This is a genomic window from Pseudomonas anatoliensis, from assembly GCF_017976235.1.
Classification (GTDB): Bacteria; Pseudomonadota; Gammaproteobacteria; order Pseudomonadales; family Pseudomonadaceae; genus Aquipseudomonas; species Aquipseudomonas anatoliensis.
Window position 1 is genome coordinate 232,990 of sequence record NZ_JACVHC010000009.1, and the last position, 19,617, is coordinate 252,606.

The 19,617-nt window shown below is 60.4% G+C and carries 14 protein-coding genes and 1 pseudogene; 5 read left to right on the forward strand and 10 right to left on the reverse strand.

The annotated features are described in order from the left end of the window. Positions 1-158: 158 nt before the first annotated feature. Complete coding sequence (locus ICA16_RS26330; RefSeq protein WP_210701979.1) at positions 159-1,088, forward strand: Gfo/Idh/MocA family protein; 930 nt, start codon at positions 159-161, stop codon at positions 1,086-1,088. Positions 1,089-1,512: 424 nt separating this feature from the next. On the opposite strand, the gene ICA16_RS26335 is transcribed toward ICA16_RS26330, so the two are convergent. The 5 genes and pseudogenes from ICA16_RS26335 to ICA16_RS26355 all read right to left on the reverse strand — a co-directional run bounded on the left by ICA16_RS26335 (position 1,513) and on the right by ICA16_RS26355 (position 8,036). After that, on the reverse strand, positions 1,513-2,778 hold the full coding sequence (locus tag ICA16_RS26335) for an NAD(P)/FAD-dependent oxidoreductase (protein WP_210701980.1): 1,266 nt from the start codon (positions 2,776-2,778) through the stop codon (positions 1,513-1,515). Further along, on the reverse strand, positions 2,768-4,360 hold the full coding sequence (locus ICA16_RS26340; protein WP_210701981.1) for an aldehyde dehydrogenase (NADP(+)): 1,593 nt from the start codon (positions 4,358-4,360) through the stop codon (positions 2,768-2,770). Before ICA16_RS26340 ends, ICA16_RS26335 begins: the two co-directional genes overlap by 11 nt. A 66-nt stretch (positions 4,361-4,426) precedes the next feature. Continuing rightward, positions 4,427-5,374, reverse strand: coding sequence for a dihydrodipicolinate synthase family protein (locus tag ICA16_RS26345; protein ID WP_210555202.1), 948 nt, complete (start codon positions 5,372-5,374; stop codon positions 4,427-4,429). A 55-nt stretch (positions 5,375-5,429) separates the two neighbouring features. Next, positions 5,430-6,356 (reverse strand): 4-hydroxyproline epimerase, encoded by a 927-nt coding sequence (locus tag ICA16_RS26350; protein ID WP_210701982.1) that lies wholly within the window; start codon positions 6,354-6,356, stop codon positions 5,430-5,432. A 23-nt stretch (positions 6,357-6,379) separates the two neighbouring features. Then, positions 6,380-8,036 (reverse strand): annotated as a pseudogene (locus ICA16_RS26355) (APC family permease). 220 nt (positions 8,037-8,256) lie between these two features. Here ICA16_RS26355 and ICA16_RS26360 point away from each other — a divergent pair. Both ICA16_RS26360 and ICA16_RS26365 read left to right on the forward strand, forming a co-directional pair. After that, positions 8,257-9,030: an AraC family transcriptional regulator gene (locus ICA16_RS26360; RefSeq protein WP_210701983.1), complete on the forward strand. Its 774-nt coding sequence runs from the start codon at positions 8,257-8,259 to the stop codon at positions 9,028-9,030. Between the two features lie 137 nt (positions 9,031-9,167). Beyond that, entirely contained in the window at positions 9,168-9,455 is a 288-nt protein-coding gene (locus tag ICA16_RS26365; RefSeq protein WP_150595402.1) for a hypothetical protein, read from the forward strand. 120 nt (positions 9,456-9,575) lie between these two features. Here the strand turns inward: ICA16_RS26365 and ICA16_RS26370 are convergent, their stop codons facing one another. From ICA16_RS26370 to ICA16_RS26380, 3 genes are all read right to left on the reverse strand, one after another. Continuing rightward, entirely contained in the window at positions 9,576-11,120 is a 1,545-nt protein-coding gene (locus tag ICA16_RS26370) for a methyltransferase regulatory domain-containing protein (protein WP_150618219.1), read from the reverse strand. Positions 11,121-11,410: 290 nt separating this feature from the next. Continuing rightward, a complete protein-coding gene (locus tag ICA16_RS26375) occupies positions 11,411-13,792 on the reverse strand; it encodes a DUF3772 domain-containing protein (RefSeq protein WP_150605009.1) in 2,382 nt (793 codons plus the stop codon). Between the two features lie 71 nt (positions 13,793-13,863). Continuing rightward, on the reverse strand, positions 13,864-14,322 hold the full coding sequence (locus ICA16_RS26380; RefSeq protein WP_210701984.1) for a metallophosphoesterase family protein: 459 nt from the start codon (positions 14,320-14,322) through the stop codon (positions 13,864-13,866). Positions 14,323-14,590: 268 nt separating this feature from the next. Between ICA16_RS26380 and ICA16_RS26385 the strand changes: the two genes are divergently transcribed. Continuing rightward, entirely contained in the window at positions 14,591-15,889 is a 1,299-nt protein-coding gene (locus ICA16_RS26385) for an MATE family efflux transporter (RefSeq protein ID WP_228734224.1), read from the forward strand. Positions 15,890-16,021: 132 nt separating this feature from the next. Beyond that, positions 16,022-16,609, forward strand: coding sequence for a TetR/AcrR family transcriptional regulator (locus ICA16_RS26390; protein WP_191627728.1), 588 nt, complete (start codon positions 16,022-16,024; stop codon positions 16,607-16,609). Between the two features lie 14 nt (positions 16,610-16,623). Here the strand turns inward: ICA16_RS26390 and ICA16_RS26395 are convergent, their stop codons facing one another. Continuing rightward, positions 16,624-19,350: a beta-glucosidase gene (locus tag ICA16_RS26395; RefSeq protein ID WP_210701986.1), complete on the reverse strand. Its 2,727-nt coding sequence runs from the start codon at positions 19,348-19,350 to the stop codon at positions 16,624-16,626. Then, positions 19,347-19,589 carry a hypothetical protein gene (locus ICA16_RS26400; RefSeq protein WP_210702031.1) on the reverse strand — a complete coding sequence of 81 codons (243 nt, stop codon included), beginning with the start codon at positions 19,587-19,589 and terminating at the stop codon, positions 19,347-19,349. Before ICA16_RS26400 ends, ICA16_RS26395 begins: the two co-directional genes overlap by 4 nt. Positions 19,590-19,617 lie beyond the last annotated feature (28 nt).

Sequence of the window (19,617 nt, forward strand, 5' to 3'; positions counted from 1 at the left end):
AGGGGCAACGTTGCGACCCGGACGTGAAGTCGTGAATTCCCGAGCAATGCTTGCCTGATCCTGTGCGTCTTTGTGACGTTGCACGGACAGACGAGCGCGGCGTTTGCGGGTAATCTGCCGGCTCGCTGACTAAAACAAGACAAAAACAGGAGTCATTGATGCAACCGATCCGTCTCGGTCTGGTGGGCTACGGCAAGATTGCCCAGGATCAACATGTCCCGGCGATCAACGCCAATCCTGCATTCCAGTTGGTGTCTGTCGCCACACAGGGCAAGCCTTGCGCCGGCGTGGAGAATTTCCAGTCCCTGAGCGAGTTGCTCGCCAACGGCCCGCAAGTTGATGCGATCGCGTTCTGCACGCCGCCCCAAGGGCGCTTTGCCTTGGTGCAAGAGGCGCTGGCTGCCGGCAAACATGTGCTGGTGGAAAAGCCGCCGTGCGCCACATTAGGTGAGGCCATGGCGTTGGTCAGCCTGGCCGGGCAGCAAGGCGTCAGCGCGTTGTTCGCCTGGCATTCGCGCTACGCCCCCGGCATTGCCGCCGCCCGCGAGTGGCTCGCCACGCGCACTCTGCAAAGCGTGCAGATCGACTGGAAGGAAGACGTGCGCAAATGGCACCCCGGCCAGACCTGGATCTGGCAACCGGGCGGTTTGGGCGTATTCGATCCGGGCATCAATGCTTTGTCGATTGTCACGCACTTGCTGGCGCTACCGTTATTTGTCGAGTCCGCCGAACTGCGCGTTCCCGAAAACTGCCAGTCACCGATTGCCGCGTCGATCAAAATGTCAGACGCGCGCCACCTCGATGTACGCGCCGAATTCGACTTCGACCACGGCCACGACGAACTCTGGAGCATCGAAATTCGTTGCGCCGAAGGGGTGTTGCGACTGGACAATGGTGGGGCGTTGTTGAGCATCGACGGCGTGCGCCAGGCCGTTTCGGAGGAGGGTGAATATGCCGCGGTGTATCGGCACTTCCAGCAACTGATCGATGACAAGAGCAGCGACCTCGACCTGCAACCGCTGCGGTTGGTGGCGGATAGTTTCTTCGTCGGCAGTCGCGTCTCAGTTGCCCCGTTCTACGACGCATAATTCCTGTAGGAGCTGCCGAAGGCTGCGATCTTTTGATCTTTCATTCCATCAGGCTTGCTGTGGACTGAACAAAAAAACCGCCGTCCCGGATGATCGGGACGGCGGTTTTTCATGTCAGACGAAAAGGTGATTTCCGCCCCTCACACAAGTCATTGTGGCAAGGGGCTTTAGCGAAACGTCGCACCGCCCCGATGGCTACGCGGCAGACCCAAATCAGCAGCTCCGGTACAAACGATGAAACCCCATTGTGGCGAGGGGATTTATCCCCGATGGGCTGCGCAGCAGCCCCAAAACCAGTCACCGCGAACTTGCAGGAATACCGCATGCTCGGGTTTTACGACTGCTGCGCAGCTGATCGGGGCGGTGGGACGTTTCGCTAAATCCCCTCACCACGGCGACGCGCTTCAGTGCATTTGACGCGAGATCAAAAGCGCGCCAGTCGATAGGCCTCGGTGCCTGGCAGGTCTTGCGGCGATTTTGTGGTTACCGCCCCCACCATCCCCACAATCATCTCCGCCGTCACAGCCGCCTGCGTCAGCCCCAGATGTTGATGCCCAAACGCAAGCAGCACCTTGCCGCCGCACACCTGATCAATCACCGGAAGCGAATCCGGCAATGACGGTCTGAAGCCCATCCACGGTGTTGCCGCTTCAGCACTCAGATCTTTGCGGAACAACCCCTGGCTCAACCGATGCAACTGCCACGCGCGTTCCATCTTCGGCGGCTGTTCAAGGCCTGCGAACTCAACGGTACCGGCCAGCCGCAGTCCCTCGTCCATCGGCGTCATGATGAACTTGCGTTCCATGGAGGTGACGGGGAAGGGCAGTCGGCTGTGTTCCTGGGGCAGCATCAAGTGGTAACCACGTTCGGTGTCCAGCGGCACGGTTTTACCGGTCAACGCGGCCGTGAGTTTGGCCGAGTGCGCGCCGCAGGCGATCAAGACGCGGCTCGCGGTCACACCACCGTTTCCGGTGAGCAGTGAAACGCCGTGCTCCTGAACATATCCGCCCTGAACCTGCTGCCTCACAAAACTCACGCCGCTGGCCTTGGCTGCGTTAACCAACTCGCAAACCACGCGATAAGGATCAATGAAATGCCCGGTGCGCGGAAAGAACAGACCACCCTTTATCTGCTCGCTGAGTTGCGGCGCGGTGTCGCGAATCGCATCTGCCTGCCAGAAGTCGACGGGTACCTGCTGCTGATGCAAGCGTGTCTGAAGCGCTTCGATGGCCTGAAGTGAATCCGCACGTTCGAATACCAGCAGTGAGCCTTCAACTTTAAGCAGGTCGGGACGCTCGATATCGCTGAGTAACCGTTGCCAGGCATCGAGGCTGCCTTCGTTGAGCGCACGCAAACCGGCGACGGTTTTCTGAAAGGGTTCCGAGCGCAGATTCAATAACAGCCGTGTGAACCAGGGCAGGGCGCGGGGCAGGTATTTCCAGTCCAGGCGCAACGGCCCCATCGGGTCCATCAACATGGCCGGCAGGCGCTTGAGTATCGATAGATCGGCAATCGGAAACACTTGTTCGGTCGCCAGATGCCCGGCATTGCCGAACGATGCGCCGTGGCCCGGTTCCTGTTGGTCGATGACGACAACTCGCAAACCCTGGCGAGCCAGACGCAATGCGCAGGCAACGCCGATGATGCCGGCGCCGACCACGGCGATATCATGCGAGGCGTTATTGGGCATTGTTCTGCGCTTCCCTTTGCCCGTCGAGCAACCGTCGCAACCCCAGCGGATTGGCCTGTTTCAGCGCGCCAGGCAGCAAGCTGTCCGGGAAGTCCTGATAACAGACCGGGCGCAGGAACCGCTGGATCGCTGCGGTGCCGACCGACGTTGTGCGCGAGTCGGACGTGGCTGGAAACGGTCCGCCGTGAACCATCGCCTCACACACCTCGACGCCGGTAGGCCAGCCATTGACCAGCAACCGACCGGCCTTGCGCTCCAGTGTCGGCAACAATGCGCGGGCCTGCTCAAGGTCTGCGTCGTCAAGGTGCAACGTGGTGGTGAGTTGGCCTTCCAGGTGTTCGATCACTTGACGGATTTCATCGTCATCGCTGCATTGCACAACCAGCGACGCCGCGCCAAACACCTCTGCCTGAAGGCTGTGATCGGCCAGAAAATCCCTTGCCTGAGTGACGAACAGCCGGGCCTGACACTGATTTGGTCCTGTGCTCATCTGACCCTCAGCGCACAGTTGCGCGCGCGGGTTTTCAATTAACGCATTCACGCCAGCCTCATAGGCATTGAAGATCCCGGGCGTCAGCATCGTTTGCGCCGGGCTGTGTCGTAACCGCTCGGCAGCGGCCGCGATAAAGCTGTCCAGCGCGGGACCCTCACGCGCAATCACCAGCCCGGGATTGGTACAGAATTGCCCGGCCCCTAGCGTCAGCGAAGCAACGAAGCCTTCAGCGAGCGCTTGCGCGCGATTGTGCAACGCCGCCGCAAACAGCAACACCGGATTGATCGAGCTCATTTCCGCATACACCGGAATCGGCTCCGGCCTTGCCTGCGCCGCTTGAACCAGGGCCAGACCACCGCTGCGCGAACCGGTAAAACCCACGGCTTTGATGCGGGGATCGGTGACCAGCGCAATGCCCACTTCGCGTCCGGAACCGTACAGCAAAGAGAACACGCCCGGTGGCAGACCACAGGTTTTTACCGCCCGCGCAAGCGCATGGCCGATCAGCTCACTGGTGCCTGGATGCGCGCTGTGCGCCTTGACGATTACCGGACAACCGGCGGCCAGTGCCGATGCCGTGTCACCGCCGGCGACGGAGAACGCCAGCGGAAAATTGCTCGCGCCAAACACCACCACCGGGCCCAGCGGTACCTGACGTTGGCGCAAGTCCGAACGCGGCAGCGGCTGACGCTGCGGTTGTGCGGTATCGACGCGCACGTCCAGCCATTCAGCGTTGCGCACCGTGCGTGCAAACAGACGCAGTTGCTGACAAGTACGCCCGCGTTCGCCGAGCAGACGCGCACGTGGCAGACCGGTTTCAGCGGCGGCGCGGTCGATCAGTCCATCGCCAAGGGCTTCGATTTCGTCGGCAATGGCTTCAAGAAATTCGCTGCGGGCATCCAGCGTTTTTTCGCGATAGCTGTCCAGCGCCGCCCAGGCCAAGGCACAGGCCTGTTCGACATGCGCGGCCGATCCGCCGGCATAAGCAGGTTCCAGCACGGTATTGGTGGCCGGGTCGATCCCGCGAATGGCTTCACGATTGCCCGCAATACGTTGCTGCCCGATCAGCATGTTGCCCGTCAGAGTCATGGTGTCTTCCTGATGAGAAAAAAGCGCCCGCCGCAAACCCGGCGGGCGAGAAAGCGACGTAAGGGGTCAGGCGAAGTTCTGCTCTGCCGACCAGTTTTCGTACCAGTGGCGGAACAGCGCGTACTGGTTTTCGGCATAGCGGCGCTGGGAGTCGCTCAACGCATCGGTGTCGTTGAAATGCAGGGTGTATTCCTTGTCACCGTTGAGCACCATCAGGTGTTTGTAATACAGCACCAGATCACAGCCCTCGTCGAACGACGACAGCACTGCCAGTGCCGATTCCAGCTCCCGCGCCTGACGCCGCGCCTTGGCATCACCCTTCGCCGCTTGCTTGCTCAGGGCCACCAGTTGCAGCACTTCGCGCGGCAGGGCATTGCCGATGCCAGTGATCGCGCCGGTGGCGTTGCAGTTGACGAAGCCATGCACCACCTGGGTGTCGACACCGACCATCAGGGTCACTCCGTCATCCTTGGAGGTGATGTTCTCGGCGGCGTAACGCAAGTCGGCGCCGCCGCCGAATTCCTTGAAGCCGATCAGGTTCGGGTACTCGCGGCGCAGCTCGAAGAACAGATCAGCGCGGGTGGCGAAGCCGTAGTAGGGGCTGTTGTAGATCACCGCCGGCAAGTTCGGCGCGGCTTGCAGAATCGCGGCGAAGTGAGCCTTTTGCGCGGCGGCCGAAGCGCCTCGCGACAGCACGCGTGGAATCACCATCAAGCCCTGCGCGCCGACTTTTGCCGCGTGGGCTGCATGGGCAACGGCCTCTCGGGTATTCACCGCGCCGGTGCCGACAATCGTCGGGATGCCCGCGGCCACCAGCCGCGCCACGCCTTCCTGGCGCTCGGCTTCGGTCAGCAGCGGCCAGTCGCCCATGGAACCGCAGTACACGACAGCGCTCATGCCGATATCGATCAACTCGCGACCCTTGGCCACCAGTGCGTCGAAATCCGGTTTGCGCTGGGCGGTGCACGGGGTCATCAGGGCCGGCATGCAACCGGTGAAGATGTTGTCGCTCATTGTTTTAACTCCTTGGCACATCATTCGGATGGGTTTGAAAAGTCGACGCGGTGGCTCAGATGCCCCACGCGAACGGGTCTGTTTCGTCGATCAGCAGCGTGCTGTCGGCGGTCATGTAAGCGCGGCCGGTGATGTACGGGCGAATGCGTTCGCCGTGCCATTCAAAGCGGCCTTCGAACTGGCTGCCGGTGATGCTTGCCTGCACCCAGCGCTCGCCGGGTTGCAATTTGTCATCAGCGGCCAGGCACGCGAGTTTGGCGCTGGTACCCGTGCCGCAAGGGGAGCGGTCATAGGCCTTTCCGGGGCACATGACGAAGTTACGGCTGTCGGCGTCGGGGTCATCGGCGAACAGTTCGATGTGGTCGATCACGGCCCCGTCTTCGCCATAAATGCCCTGATCTTCGAGAGCCTTGAGCATCGCCCAGGTGTAGGCGGTGAGGTGCTCGACGTTGTCCATCGACAGGTTTTGCCCGTGCTCGGACACTAGGAAAAACCAGTTGCCGCCATAGGCGATGTCGCCAGACACGCGGCCGAAACCGGGCACGTCCACCGGCACCTGTTTGCGGTAGCGGTAAGACGGCACGTTGCCCAGCGTCACCATGCCGTCTTCATGCAACGTCGCGCTGACTGGGCCAACGGGCGTGTCGATCTTGTGCACGCCCGCAGTGATCTGCCCCAGGTACTGCAACGAGTTGATCAGGCCAATGGTGCCGTGGCCGCACATGCCGAGATAACCGGCGTTGTTGAAGAAGATCACGCCGCAGGTGGCGTCCGCCGATACTGGCGCGCAATACAGCGCGCCGACCAGCACATCGTTGCCGCGCGGTTCCAGCAAGCAGGCGCGGCGCCACTGATCATGCTGATTGCGCAGGGCATCGCGTTTTTCCGCCATGGTGCTGCCGGGTAATTCGGGGAAGCCGTCCATCACCAGACGCGTGGGCTCACCCCCCGTGTGGGAATCGATAACGTGTACTCGTTTCATAAAAGGTGCCCCTTTGGTTGATTTCAGTAGGCGCCAGCAGGGCGCGCGTTCACGGTGGTGGCGGCGGAGGCGACTTCGCTTTCTTCATCGTCCTCTTCAAGACGCAGCAGGTGTGCCGGCACGCCCGTGGCGGCGCCCCAGTAATAAATACCGGTGGCAAACGCGGCCACGACGATTGTGTCGAAAGGGTGGGCGAGAATGCCCAGGCCGCCGAAGGTGCCGAGCTTCGACAGCACGATGGTGATGGCGTAGAAGGCGATCAGCCACGCCGAAGAACGAACCTGATGGGTCAGGCTCAGGTGCGCAGTTGGTACGAAGCGGCCGCACAGCAGATACACGACAAACATCAGGATTTGCAGGCCAAGCAGCCACGAAACGGTGTTCCAGCCGGACCAGTAGACGATCAGCGCAGCGATGATGAACGACACCGGCCCGAGCACACCCATGTACTTGACCCGGAACGGTCGTGGCATGTCCGGCGCATTGCGGCGCAGCGCCGCCACCGTTACCGGCGCCACGGCGCAGCGCCGCCACCGTTACCGGCGCCACGGCGTAGCTCAACACCAATGCGGCGGAGACCACGTTGATCAACGCTTCCCACGACGGGAACGGCAGGGTCCAGAACACTGACAGCGCAAACGTCAGCCACAGCGCCGGGCGCGGAATACCGGACTTTTCATCGATGTGGGTGAAGACCTTGAAGAATGTGCCGGTCTGCGCCCAGCCGTAGATCACCCGAGGCGTTGCGTTCATGTAGATGTTGCCGCAGCCGCTCGGCGAGATCACCGCGTCGGCCACGACCAGATAGGCCAACCAGCCCACGCCCAGTGCCAGCGCGATGTCGCGATACGGCAGGGCAAATTCCTTGCTGACACCGGCCCAGCCGTTGGCCAGCATTTCTGTCGGAATGCTGCCCAGGAAAGCCATTTGCAGCAGTACGTAAATCAGGGTCGACAGCAGTACAGAGAGGATCAGTGCGATGGGAATCGTGCGCTGTGGATTCTTCACTTCACTGGCTACCGAGATGATCGGAGTCAGCCCCAGATAAGCAAAAATGATCCCGCCCGCCGAGACTGCCATCTCCACCCCCGACAGGCCGAAAGGCGCAAAACCCTGTACCTGAAAGTTCTCTGGTTTGAAGAAAGTGAACAGCACACCGATCACCAGCAGCGGCACGATGAACTTGAAAATACTCACCAGATTATTGGCCTTGGCGAAGGTCTTCACGCTGCGATAGTTGAGCACGAAGAACAGGCAGAGCAGGCCAAACTGCACCAGCCAGCCGAGCAAGGTCGGATCACCGCTGCCGCTTTTTGTCAGACCGGGAAACCACGCCGCCGCGTATTGGCGCGAGGCAACCACTTCGATCGCCACCAGACTGGAAAACGCGATCAGGGTGATGAAGCCCATCAGGTAACCGAGCAGCGGCCCGTGGGAGTAAACCGGATAACGCACCACGCCGCCGGCGCGTGGCAGTGCGGCGCCGAGTTCGCAATAAACGATGCCCAGCAGCAACACGGCGAAGCCGCCCAGCAGCCAGGAAAAAATCCCCGCCGGCCCGGCGATGGCGGACACATGACTGGCCGCGAACAACCAGCCCGAGCCAAAAATCGCACCGAGGCCGATAAACGTGAGATCAATCAGTGATAGCTGTTTTTTGAACTTGCCTTGACCAGACATGGCGTTGCCTTCTTGTGAGTTATTGGATAGGCAGTTGTGTCACTGGGACGGCCAGACTTTGAACTGATCGGCGTTGGCGCGATTGATGTTTTGCGGCGCGATCGATGACGAAATCGGCACAGTTGCGCCGATGCACTGCGTCACTCGACACGGCGCAGACGTTGCTGCAATCTGCAGGCGACTACCCAATGGCCGACCTGTGAACAGGGAGAAACCTTCGATGCACAACGCGTTTTCAATCCTGTGCCAGGACGGCCAAGGCAATCGCCCGCAAACGCTGGAAGCGCTCTTGGCCGGCGCGGCGCCGCTGTTGCCGATGCTCGACCTGATTCCCAATGCGGCGATTTTCATCAAGGACGTTCAGGCCCGCTACGTGCTGGCCAACCGCACGCTGGTGCAGCGTTGTGGCTTGAAGGATCTGCGGCCAATGCTCGGCAAAACCTGCGCACAGGTCTTCCCGGCGCAACTGGGGCCGGGCTACACGGAGCAGGATCGCAAAGTGCTGGAGGAGGGCTTCGTGCTGGAGGATCAGCTCGAACTGCACTTGTACGGCAGCCGCGAACCGGGTTGGTGCCTGACCCATAAACACCCGTTGTACAACGGCGACGGCGCGATCATCGGTCTGGCCGGGATCTCGGTCGATTTGCAGTCGGCCAGCGAAACCCATCCGGCCTTCCAGCGACTGGCCGCAGTCGACGAGCACATCCGCAAGCACTTCAATCGGCGCGTTACGCTGGGCGAACTCACTCGCATTGCGGGCATTTCAGTGGCGCAACTGGAGCGCTACTGCAAACGGGTATTCCACCTGACGCCACGACAGATGATCCAGAAAGTGCGGCTTGAACACGCCCATCGCCTGTTGCATACCGACCTGCCGATCACCGAGGTTGCATTGCAATGTGGCTACACCGATCACAGCGCCTTCACCCGCCAGTTCAAGGCTTCGACCGGTTTCACCCCGCGCCAGTACCGCCAGGCCACGACCTCCGTGTAGGAGCTGCCGAAGGCTGCGATCTTTTGATTCTGTTTTTACAGTCAAGAGATCGCAGCCTTCGGCAGCTCCTACAATGGGGCGCGTTCAGTGCAGCTAGACTGAATGAGTCACAACCCTCATGCGACAGGAGCAACGCGATGATCGGAACACCTCGGCACCGATGCTCGCAGTGGCTCTTGCCTGCGCTCATCGTTTTCAGCCTGACGCTGAGCGCCGGCTGCTCGAACCGCAAACACTATCCGCCCTCAGGTGTGGGCGACAGTTGCTACGCCAAGGCGTTGCCGACGGTGGGCGAGGGCGGTCTGGCGTGGGGCTCAAGCCTGAACATGGCGCGGCAGAAATCCATGAACAACTGCATTCGCTATGCCGGGCGCTCAGGCGGCACGCCGAATACTTGTCAGGTGGTGTTGGCAAAGTGCAAATGATTTGAGCTGCGAAGAAGCTAATGCGGTTGCCGCGAATGAAACCGAGCCTGTAGTGACAAAAAAAAACCGGCCTCTTCAGCCGGTTTTTTCATGAGCGATACTTTTGCGCGCGTGTGCCTGTCAGACGATGTTCAACGCTCTGAGAATCACCAGTTTGTTACTGGCAAACACTTGGGCACTCAGCGTCAGTTCAGCGATGTTCTCTTGGGCGCTGGCCAGCGGCTGGCCGTCCCTGACGAGGACTTCGCCTTGTTCACCGAGGATGGCCCACGCCAGTTGTGCCCATTCGGCGGGTTGTTCCTGGCCATGCTTGATCGATATCAGGAAGAGCTGCTCGAAACGGCTGACGGTGATGCCGCCGCCGGTCACCGGGCTGGCCAACACCTGGATCTTGTCGTTCAGCAGCGAGCGTTTGCACAGTTCCAGGTTCAGGTCGTTGCAACGCGCCTGCACGCCTTTCTCGGCGGCTTCGCTCTGGCACGGTGCCACGGCATTCATGCCGATCAGTACGTTCAGCGCCTGCAGCACATCGTCAGAAGCCAGCGAGGACGCGGCGGCTGACAACTGGCGCAAGGTTTTCGGGGCATAGTCGTTGGCTGCCAGCGCTTCAAGTACCGGGCCGTAGATCTCCGTCTGCAGCGAGGCTTCACCCGCAGGGCCGCGAACGTGGACAGGTACGCTCTCTGGCGCTTGCAGCAGGATGAAACGGGTATTGAACAATGTCTGGCGCTGCTCTGCGGTGGACAGGCGGGTGGCGCCGCGCACGTAGAGATCACGACGGAAACTCTGATTGACGAAATAGTCACGCGCCTGTTCGCGCATGATCGGATGCTCGATCCCTTCCAGGAAATCCATGCCCTCGGGCCTGAGGTTGAGCGGGTCGACCGAGTCCAGTGGCACAGCAGTCGTGACGTAGTCGAGTTTGGCGGGGGCCATGGCGTCGACCACGTCAGTGAAATACATGCAATCCCAGCTGCGATTGAAGTATTCATGGGCGATGTATTGGCGATTCTGCCCCTTGATGCTCTGAAGTTTGGCATCCAGGTTCGGCGCTGCGCTGGCGTAGTTGGGATTGGCGGCCAACAGCGCTTCGGAGAATTGCAAAGCGGCGTCAATACGCTGATCCGGGCCGGCAGAGGCAGATTTGGTGAAGCGATCATGCAAGCTGAACAGGTTGCGCAGTGGCGCTGCAGGCGACCAGCCGGGGAAGCAGTTGTAGCTGACGTACAGCATTCCACCCGGTTTCAGATGGCGACGGGCAAACTCGACGATCAGTTGCTGGTTGTCGCGACTGACCCAGGTCCAGATGCCATGCAGGCTGATGCTGTCGAATTGCGGCAAGTCATCGCGGGCCAGCAGTTGCGCGAAGCTGTCGTCATACAGCCGCGCGTTGCTGTTCCAGTCGCTGGCGAGCGTGCTGGCAAAGGCGGCCTGAGACGGTGTGAAGTCTGTACCCACATAGGAACCGGGGTTGGCGGCGGCATGGATATTGATCGAAACGCCTTGGCCGAAGCCCAGTTCGCAATGATGGCTTTCGCTCGATTCCAGGCTGGCAAAGCCGCGCAGCAACAAGCAATAACGCTGGAAGACAGGATTGATTTCCCGGCTATAGCTGTAGGTGTAGCCTTCGTCGGTGAAATACCCTTCGTTCCAGGTGTCGCTCATGTTCGTGTCCTAATATTTCGTGACTGAAAGGCTGGTTTTATAAGGGCTGGTGATTACGGGCCACAAGGACAAAATGCGCGTGAGTATTTCTATTCGTGTCCGCATTGTGGCGAGGATTCATCCCCCGATGGACTGCGGAGCAGGCCCCAGCCTCTAAATGGCCTCATCGCGAGCAGGCTCACTCCTACAGTGATCGGCGTCAGGTAAAGATTCTTTAGACACCCGGCAACCTGTGGGAGCTGGCTTGCCAGCGATAGCGGCGCATCAGCCAGCGAAAATATCGAATCTGATCAAGCACTCGACGCCGGCTTCGCCAGCGCAATCCCCGCCGCGCCCAACCGCTTGAGCACCTCGAACAGCAAATCACTCTTGGTCACCCCGACAATCCTCGGGCTGCCCACATACCCCGTTACCGTCAACGTAATCCCGTCCGGCGATAAATGGCTGAAGCGCACAAACGGCGCCGGCTTGTCGAGGATGTTTTCGTTCTCGCGGTAGGTGTTGAGGAGAAGCTCTTTGACCTCCTCGGGATCGATATCCAGTGGGAACATCAACTCCAGCGATGCCACGCCCTGGGCACTGCCGCCGAGGGTGACGTTGCGCAGGTTCTGCGAGATCAGTTGCGAGTTGGGCACGATCACGATCGAGCGGTCGCTGAGCTGGATTTCCGTGGCGCGCACATTGATCCGGCGGATGTCGCCCTCGACGCCGCTGATGCTGATCAGATCGCCGACCTTCACCGGGCGCTCGGTGAGCAGAATCAGGCCCGAGACGAAGTTCTTCACGATCTCCTGCAAACCGAAACCGATGCCCACCGACAGTGCGCTGACAATCCACGCCAGATTGGTCCACTGCACGCCGAGCGACGACAGCGTCAGCAAGATCACCAGCGCGTAACCGATATTGGAAAACAGCGTGCTCAGCGATGCGCACATGCCCGGATCCATGTCGGTCTTGGGCAGGAACTCGTTGTCGAGCCAGCGGCGCAGGGCACGGATCAACCAGATGCCGATCAGCAGTGCCAACACGGCATTGAGCAGATGACCGGGGACAATGTTCAGCTTGCGCAATCCGGCGCCGCCGAGGATTGCCATGATGTTGCTCATCAGTTGCCCGAACGTGGTGCCAATGCCGCCGACAAACAGCGAAATAACCGCAAACAGTAACAGCATGGCGCGGCTGAAGCCGGACAGCACAATCGCGATCTGATCCAGCCGTCGATCCCCCATCCCGAACAGATGCTTGAGTGCTTTGCCGCTCGAATGCCTGGGCGAAAACGCGTACTCGCAACCGTCCTTGACCACTTGAATCAGCATGTAGAAGCCCGACAGCACGATATATGCCCACACCAGCTCATACGTGACAAAACGTGCCAACGACACATAACCGGTCAGCAGTGCGATCGTTGAGACAAACATCGAAATACTCGCCGCCGTGTAAATTACCCCGGCAAATGTACTGCCCGCTTGTGGATCGTTGGCGGCGATCAACACCTTGCGCACTTTGCCGACGCGCAACAGCATCGTCACAATAATCGCCATGACCACTATGGAGATCACCCCACGCCCGGCCAACACGATCTGGCTGCTCATGGCCGTAGCGTTGCCGACCAGCACCAGCGTCACCAACACCAGCAATGTGCAGGACAAGATGCGCGGATAAGGCTTCAGCGCCAGCGCCACTTCATCGGCAATCGCTGGCAAACGCCACGATGGATGCTCCGTCGCCAACAGCGCGCGGCTCAAACCTGTGATCAGCACACAGGCATAGACGACTTTCTCGAACTCTTCGGAGAACGTTGTCAGCACTGGCACCAACGGCGCGTGCCGAGTCAGGGCGTAGAACATCAAGTGCAGGGCGAGGGCGGTGGTGGCGATTGTCGCCAGCGCCGTTGCAAACGCCAGTGCACTGCGGCGCAAGCGCCCCTCGGGCATGCGATGAATACAAGCCCACGTCAGCCCTCGCTCGGCCAACCGCCGTCCGACCGTCCACACCAGCCATGCCAGCAACATCAGCACCAGCGTGAAAAAGTACTCACCCGGCGCCCATACCGTCGCCCAGATTTTGCGGATCTGGTCGGAGAAATAGTTGAAACGCTGGGCATCACTCTCTGAAGGATTGACCAGCGGCGCCCAGAAATCCGGATTCAGCACACTCAGTGTGCGCAGCGTCAATTCGCTCTCAAGCAACGTGCGGCGGATACCGGCGATCTGCGTGATCAAATCCGCCGCATTCTGTTTCAACGCCGCCAGACTCTTCAGCGTGCCATCGACCTTGTTCTTCTGCTCCGTCAGCGCCGCCCGCTGCGCGACGATATCTGCCTGCTCCGCCGCCGCCTGGGCATCCGGTGCCGCACCCAACACCCCCAACTGCACCGCCAACTGCGCCTGCTGCGGCAACAACGACGCCGACAACCGATCAACATCCAGGATAAAAGCCTGAACCCGATCCTGCGGCCCTTCGAGCTGATTGAAATTGTTCGCCGACGAGATCTGCTGCTTGAGCGCATCGAGACGCTGTTGCAGCGCTTGCAGATCACTTTGATTAATCACCGGCAGCGGCGCCGCCGCTGTCGTGGAAGGCGCCGGCAGATCCGCAGCCCACAGCGAGAAACTGCCGGGAACGAGCAGCATGAAAGCGACCAGAAACAACGACTTCATCGTGTTACGCATGGGTGGACGGGCTCGAAGGGAACACACAGCCTATGAGGTTAGGTGATCGAGCCGGATGGGGTGGAAAAGTTTCACGGGAGGAGGTGGATCAACTGCGGTTCCAGTGCGTCTGCACGCATGTCGAGCAGGGCCAGAGTCACGGGGAGTTTGAAACGACGGCGACCGGCGCTGCCGGGGTTCAGGTACAGGCGGTTGTCGCGCCATTCGATTAACGGCTTGTGGGAATGGCCGGTGATGATGAGTCGGGTATTGGCGGCGAGTAGGGCAGGGACGTCGGCGATGTCGTGGATCAACAGCGTTTGCCAGCTGTTGAGATCGAGGCTGAGGTGGTCGGGGATATTGGCAGCCCATGGGAGGTTGAGGTCGTTGTTGCCGCGCACGGCGTGGACGGGGGCTATTTGGGATAGCTGATCGAGGATGTCGGAACTGCCGATGTCGCCAGCGTGGAGGATGAGGTCGCAGCCCTGGATGGCGGTCAGGGCTTCGGGACGCAGGAGGCCGTGGGTGTCGGAGATGATGGCGGTTTTCATGGGGGGAGATTAGCAGGGAATGAGTGGGTGTTTTTGGCGAGAAGCAGGCATTGGACTGCAACCGTATCTCCTGCCATGCGCTTCATCGCACGGCAGGTCAACTTCTGGCTTACATCGAACGGCTCTCGTATCATCCTCGATGATCCGCCCACCGCCGCTTCAACCTACGCTTTCACCGGTATGCCTGCGCCTTGAATCTTCGAGCATCAACATGACCACTTACCTTGCCAGGTTCACGGAGGGGCCTGTCAGCAGACATGTATTGAGTATGGCAAGCACCAGCGCACTGGGCTTGCTCGCCGTATTCCTGGTCGACATCCTGACACTGATGTACGTGTCGATGCTCGATGATCAAAGCCTGCTCGCCGCCGTGGGGCTGGGCAAGACGCTGATATTCATCAACGGTGCGGTTTCCTCCGGACTGGTGATCGGTGCCAGCGCGTTGCTTTCCGAACGTATCGGCCGACATGCTTCCACAGCGTTGGCCAGACTCACCAGCCACATGCTGATCATGGCGTTGGTGCTGTCAGGCTCGATTGTCCTTGTGGAGTTGCTTTTCGCGCTGCCTCTGGCGCGATTGCTGGGTGGCGACCTGGCGGTTTATCAGGATGCACGGCTTTATTTGTGGACGGTTGTGCCCTCCAGCCTGCTGATTGCCGGGACACAGATGTGCGTGCAGATGCTTCGCGCTCAAGGCCAGGTGAGGCTGGCGCTCGGCGTTTTGCTGGCGGGGGCGGTGACGTTGGCGGTGGCCGATCCGCTGTTCATTTTTGGCCTGGACATGGGCCTGGAAGGCGCCGGTGTTTCATCCCTGCTGGCGGCGGGGACGTCTTTGAGCCTCGGCCTGATTCTGGTCAAACGGCACATCGGTTTGTCGGCGCTGATCAATCTTCGGTTACTGGCGCTGCACACTCGCCGTACTCTACGAGTCGCGCTCCCGGCGATGGTGGGAAATCTGGCCATGCCCGTGGGCATCACCTACCTGATGGTGGCGATGGCGGGTGTCGGCACGTCGGCATTGGCCGGGATGGCGGTCGTCGATCGAATCCTGCAATTTGGCTACTGTGTGTTCTTCGCCTTGCCGGGGGCGTTGGTGCCAGTGATCGCGCAGAACCTGGGGGCCGGGCGTGATGACCGGGTCAAGGCGATTGTGGTCTTTACCCGCCGCTGCGTCGTCCTTTATGGTGTGACGCTGTGGTTTTGCCTGGCGTTGGCGGGGCCTTGGATCGCCGATTATTTCCATCTGGTCGACGCGGGCCGAGCGCTGTTCATGGCGTTCTGTCAGATCGGTGCGGGGCTCTGGATTGTCTTCGGACTGGACTTCGTCGCGCAGTCGATGTTCCTGACAATGAACCGTGCCTGGTGGGTGCCGGTGTTCGGCTGGATTCGCGGAACCCTGGGAACCTTGCCGTTCGTGTACGTCGGCGTCCATGGCTTCGGTGCCAGCGGCGCGGTGATCGGCATGTGGACAGGCAACACACTGGTGGCCATTGCCGCAATCGTGACGGCCTCGTTTGTAGCGCGAGGATTTTTCGCTCGTCGCGCGCAGGCGTCGCAGTTGCATTGAACCCATACATTCACCGCAGCTGAACCGGCCGTGGTGGCGCAGACTTTTTAACGGATTTTTATGGCAGTCATGGACACTCAAAACCCACTGCAAGCGCAAAGCCCCAAACGTCGGCGCGCACCCAAAGGCGAAATGCGCCGCATGGCGTTGCTCGATGCCGCCACCGAGGTCTTCGCCCGGGACGGTTATCTCGGCGCGTCGATGCGTGATGTCGCGGATATCGCTGGCATCACCACGGTCGGCTTGCTCCACCATTTCCCCAACAAGGTCGCACTGCTGCGAGCGCTGCTTGATCGTCGCGATGAGCGAGTGGTTGCTCGCTTTGGTGATCTGGCCACCGCGCCGACGCTGGAAGGGTTTTTGCAGTTTCTGCGATTGAGCATGAGTTTTAGCGTCGAGGATGCGCGCGAGTGTCAGGCATCCGTGATGATCAACACCGAAAGCCTGTCGGAAAAGCATCCGGCCTTTCCCTGGTACAAGGAAAAGTTCGACATGGTCCATGGGCATGCCCAGGCGCACCTTGGGTCATTGCAGGAAGCGGGGGAGATTCGCCAGGACGTGGAGGTGAAAGCGCTCGCCCAGGAGATTTTCTCGATGATGGACGGGCTGCAAATCCAATGGCTGAGAGGGCGGGCCGAAGTGGACGTGTTGAACGTCTTTGACGGCTATCTGCGCCGTCTGGCCGCCGATCTCAAAACGCAGCAAAAGGCTCATCCCTGAGCCTCATGTGACGGTCAGTACGTTTGCGAAGCCGATACTTGCACGGCTTTGCGCAGTGGCACTGGCAGCGGGTTGCTGTCGCGGGTGGTCAATTGCTCCGGGTACAGCGTGATCAGAGTCTGGCTCAGGGCCAGATCCTCTGAGTCGGTACCGACGCGGATCTTGAACTTGCCGGCATCGACGTTCCAGCTGGCGGTGTTATCCACGTAGTAAGCCAGCGAGCGCGAGTCGAGCGGGATGCTCACAGTCTTGCTCTCGCCAGGCTGCAGATACACCTTGGTAAAGCCCTTCAGTTCTTTTTCCGGACGGTCGACCGCAGGTTTCACCGGTTGCACATACAGCTGCGCCACTTCGAAACCGGCCTTGTCGCCCTTGTTGGTCACGGTGAACTTCACGTCAACCGTGGCGCCCGGCGTCAGCACATTGCTCGACAACTTCAGATCGCTGTAACCGAACGTGGTGTAGGACAGACCGTAACCGAACGGGTAGAGCGGCTTCGTGTGTTTCTTGTCGTAGCCGCGATAGCCCAGGTACAGGCCTTCGCTGTAGGTCAGTTCGGTCAGGGCGTTGTCGCCGCGATAAGCTGCTGGATCCGGGTAGGAGGCGTAGCTCGGGTTGTCCTCGATCTTCTTGTCGATCGTCACCGGCAGTTTGCCCGAAGGGTTGACCTTGCCGTAGAGAATCTCGGCCAGGGCCTGGCCACCTTGCTGACCCGGGAACCAGGCTTGCAGGGTCGCGCCGACTTTCTTCGCCCATGGCTGCATGTCCGCTACACCGCCACCGTGCATCACGACGATGGTGTTGGGGTTGGCCTTGGCTACGTGCTTGATCAGTTCCGCCTGTTGATCCGGCAGTTCATAACCGTGGTCGGAGCCTTCGCCTTCGTTCTCATAGTTGGTGCCCGCAGCCACCACGACGGCATCGTACTTCGACAAATCCTGTGGCGGACGCAGCGCCGCCCAGCTCATTTGCACACCGGCAAGACCACCCAGCGCCGGGGTGAAGTTGCCTTGTACGCGTTGGTATTCGAGCTTGACGGTGTATTGCTTGCCGGCGACCAGGTTGGCGGTCTTGCCCGAGGTGGTCAGCGCATTGACCACATCGGCGGAGTACGGCACGCCGTCGCTCTGCACCACGAGCTCATCGTTGACCCACAGCTTGTATGGACCGTCCGCGCGAATCTTGAAGACCTGAGGGCCGGAAACCACAGGCTTGATCTTCGCGGTGAAGCGCGCCGAGAAATTGCCGGCGGTTGGGCTGAAACCTGCGACTGTGGTGGTGCCGGTATTGGTTTCGTTGGTGCTGGTGGTCCAGTTGAAATTCACGCCTGGCTCGACACGGGTCTGCGCCGGGGTGCCGGAAAAGCTGGTGTTGGCGAAGTATTCGGCCTTGACCCCGGAGTTGCTGATGTCGCTGCTGCCGGTGGATGGCTGATACCACACCGAACTCTTCGGATTCAGACTCATCTCGGACAGATAAGTGACGTTCGAGCTGCTCGAAGCCAGTTGCTGCAGGCCGCTCAGTTCAGTCACGTAGCTGTTCGGCGGCGAGTTGGCGGTACCGAACGGCGAGGCCGGCGCCTGGTTGGCCCAATCACCGATAACGGCGACTTTGGCGGTTTTCGCCAGCGGCAACAGCGGCGTACCAGCGCTGGTTTTCTCGTTGCGCAGCAGCACGATCGCCTCACGCGCAGTGTTCAACGCAGCGCGTGCACCGTACTCGGGATGGTCGAGGGTCTTGGCGGTGTTGAGGTTTTCCTGGAAGTCGTAGCTGACCACGGCACGCAGGTTGCGTTTGACCTTGTCGTCGATGACGTTCTGGGTCAGTTGCCCGCTCCACACGTACGGCATCAGGTTGGCTTCGGTGAATTGCAGGCCCGACGGCATGTCGATGTCGGTACCGGCCCACGCGCCTTTGAACGCATTGTGAATGGCGTTGAAATCGCTGATCACGGTGCCCTGATAGCCCCATTCACCCTTGAGCACCTCGGTGATCAGGTGATGGTTTTCGCAGGCGTAGTCGCCGTTGACCTTGTTGAAACCACACATGATCGAGGCGACGTTGGCGTTCTTGACCATCGATTCAAAGCCCGGCAAGTACATCTCGCGCAGGGTACGTTCGTCGGCGACGATGTTTACCGCCTGACGGTTGGCTTCCTGCTCGTTGGCCAGGTAGTGCTTGCCGCTGGCCTGGATGCCTTGGGCCTGGATCGCGTTGACGATGGCCGGCGCGAGTACCGCGCCGAGGAACGGATCCTCGCCACTGACGTACTCCGCCGAGCGACCGTTGTAAGGCGTGCGATAGAGGTTCACGCCCGGGGACAACATCTGCTGGCCGCCGGAGATCTTCGTTTCATAGGCAATCGCCAGGCCGAACTCCTTGGCGCGGTTGATGCTCCAGGTCGCGGCGAGTGCCGACTGCGACGGGTATTGCGCGCCGAAGGTGGCGTTATTGACGTGCACGCCCATCGACGAGTCATACGCCGTAGTGCCCTTGATGCCCCATTTGAGCAGGGACGGGATCATGTGACCGTCGTTGACGCGGGTGAAGTTGATCTTTTCGGACAGGTTCATGTTGTCGAGGATCGAACTGACGCGGGCTTCGACTTCGTTGCCGGTGGCCGGCGTGACGGCGGCGAGCGCGAGATTGGCCTGGACGATACTGAAGGTCAGCACGCTCAAGCCAAGGGTGTGTTTGAAGGCTGACAAGGCAAAAGTCCTGTTGGCGTTGGTCGGGTTCATGGTTGCTGGACCTGCGCGGGAGCGTCATCGGTTTCCACGGGTGCATCGAGCAGGGTGCCAACACCGTTTGGCGTGGCAGGGGCGAGGTTGGCGGCGCCGGTCAGCTGATCGCGCTTGGCCTCGATTTGTTCACGAAGCTGTTGATCCGCGTTACCGCCGTTCGACGAAGAGGAATAATCCGCTGCCATGACGGGCAAACTTTGCGCGCACAAAAGTACTGCGCCCATAAGGGGCGACATGATTCGAAGCATCGATCAGTTCTCGTTT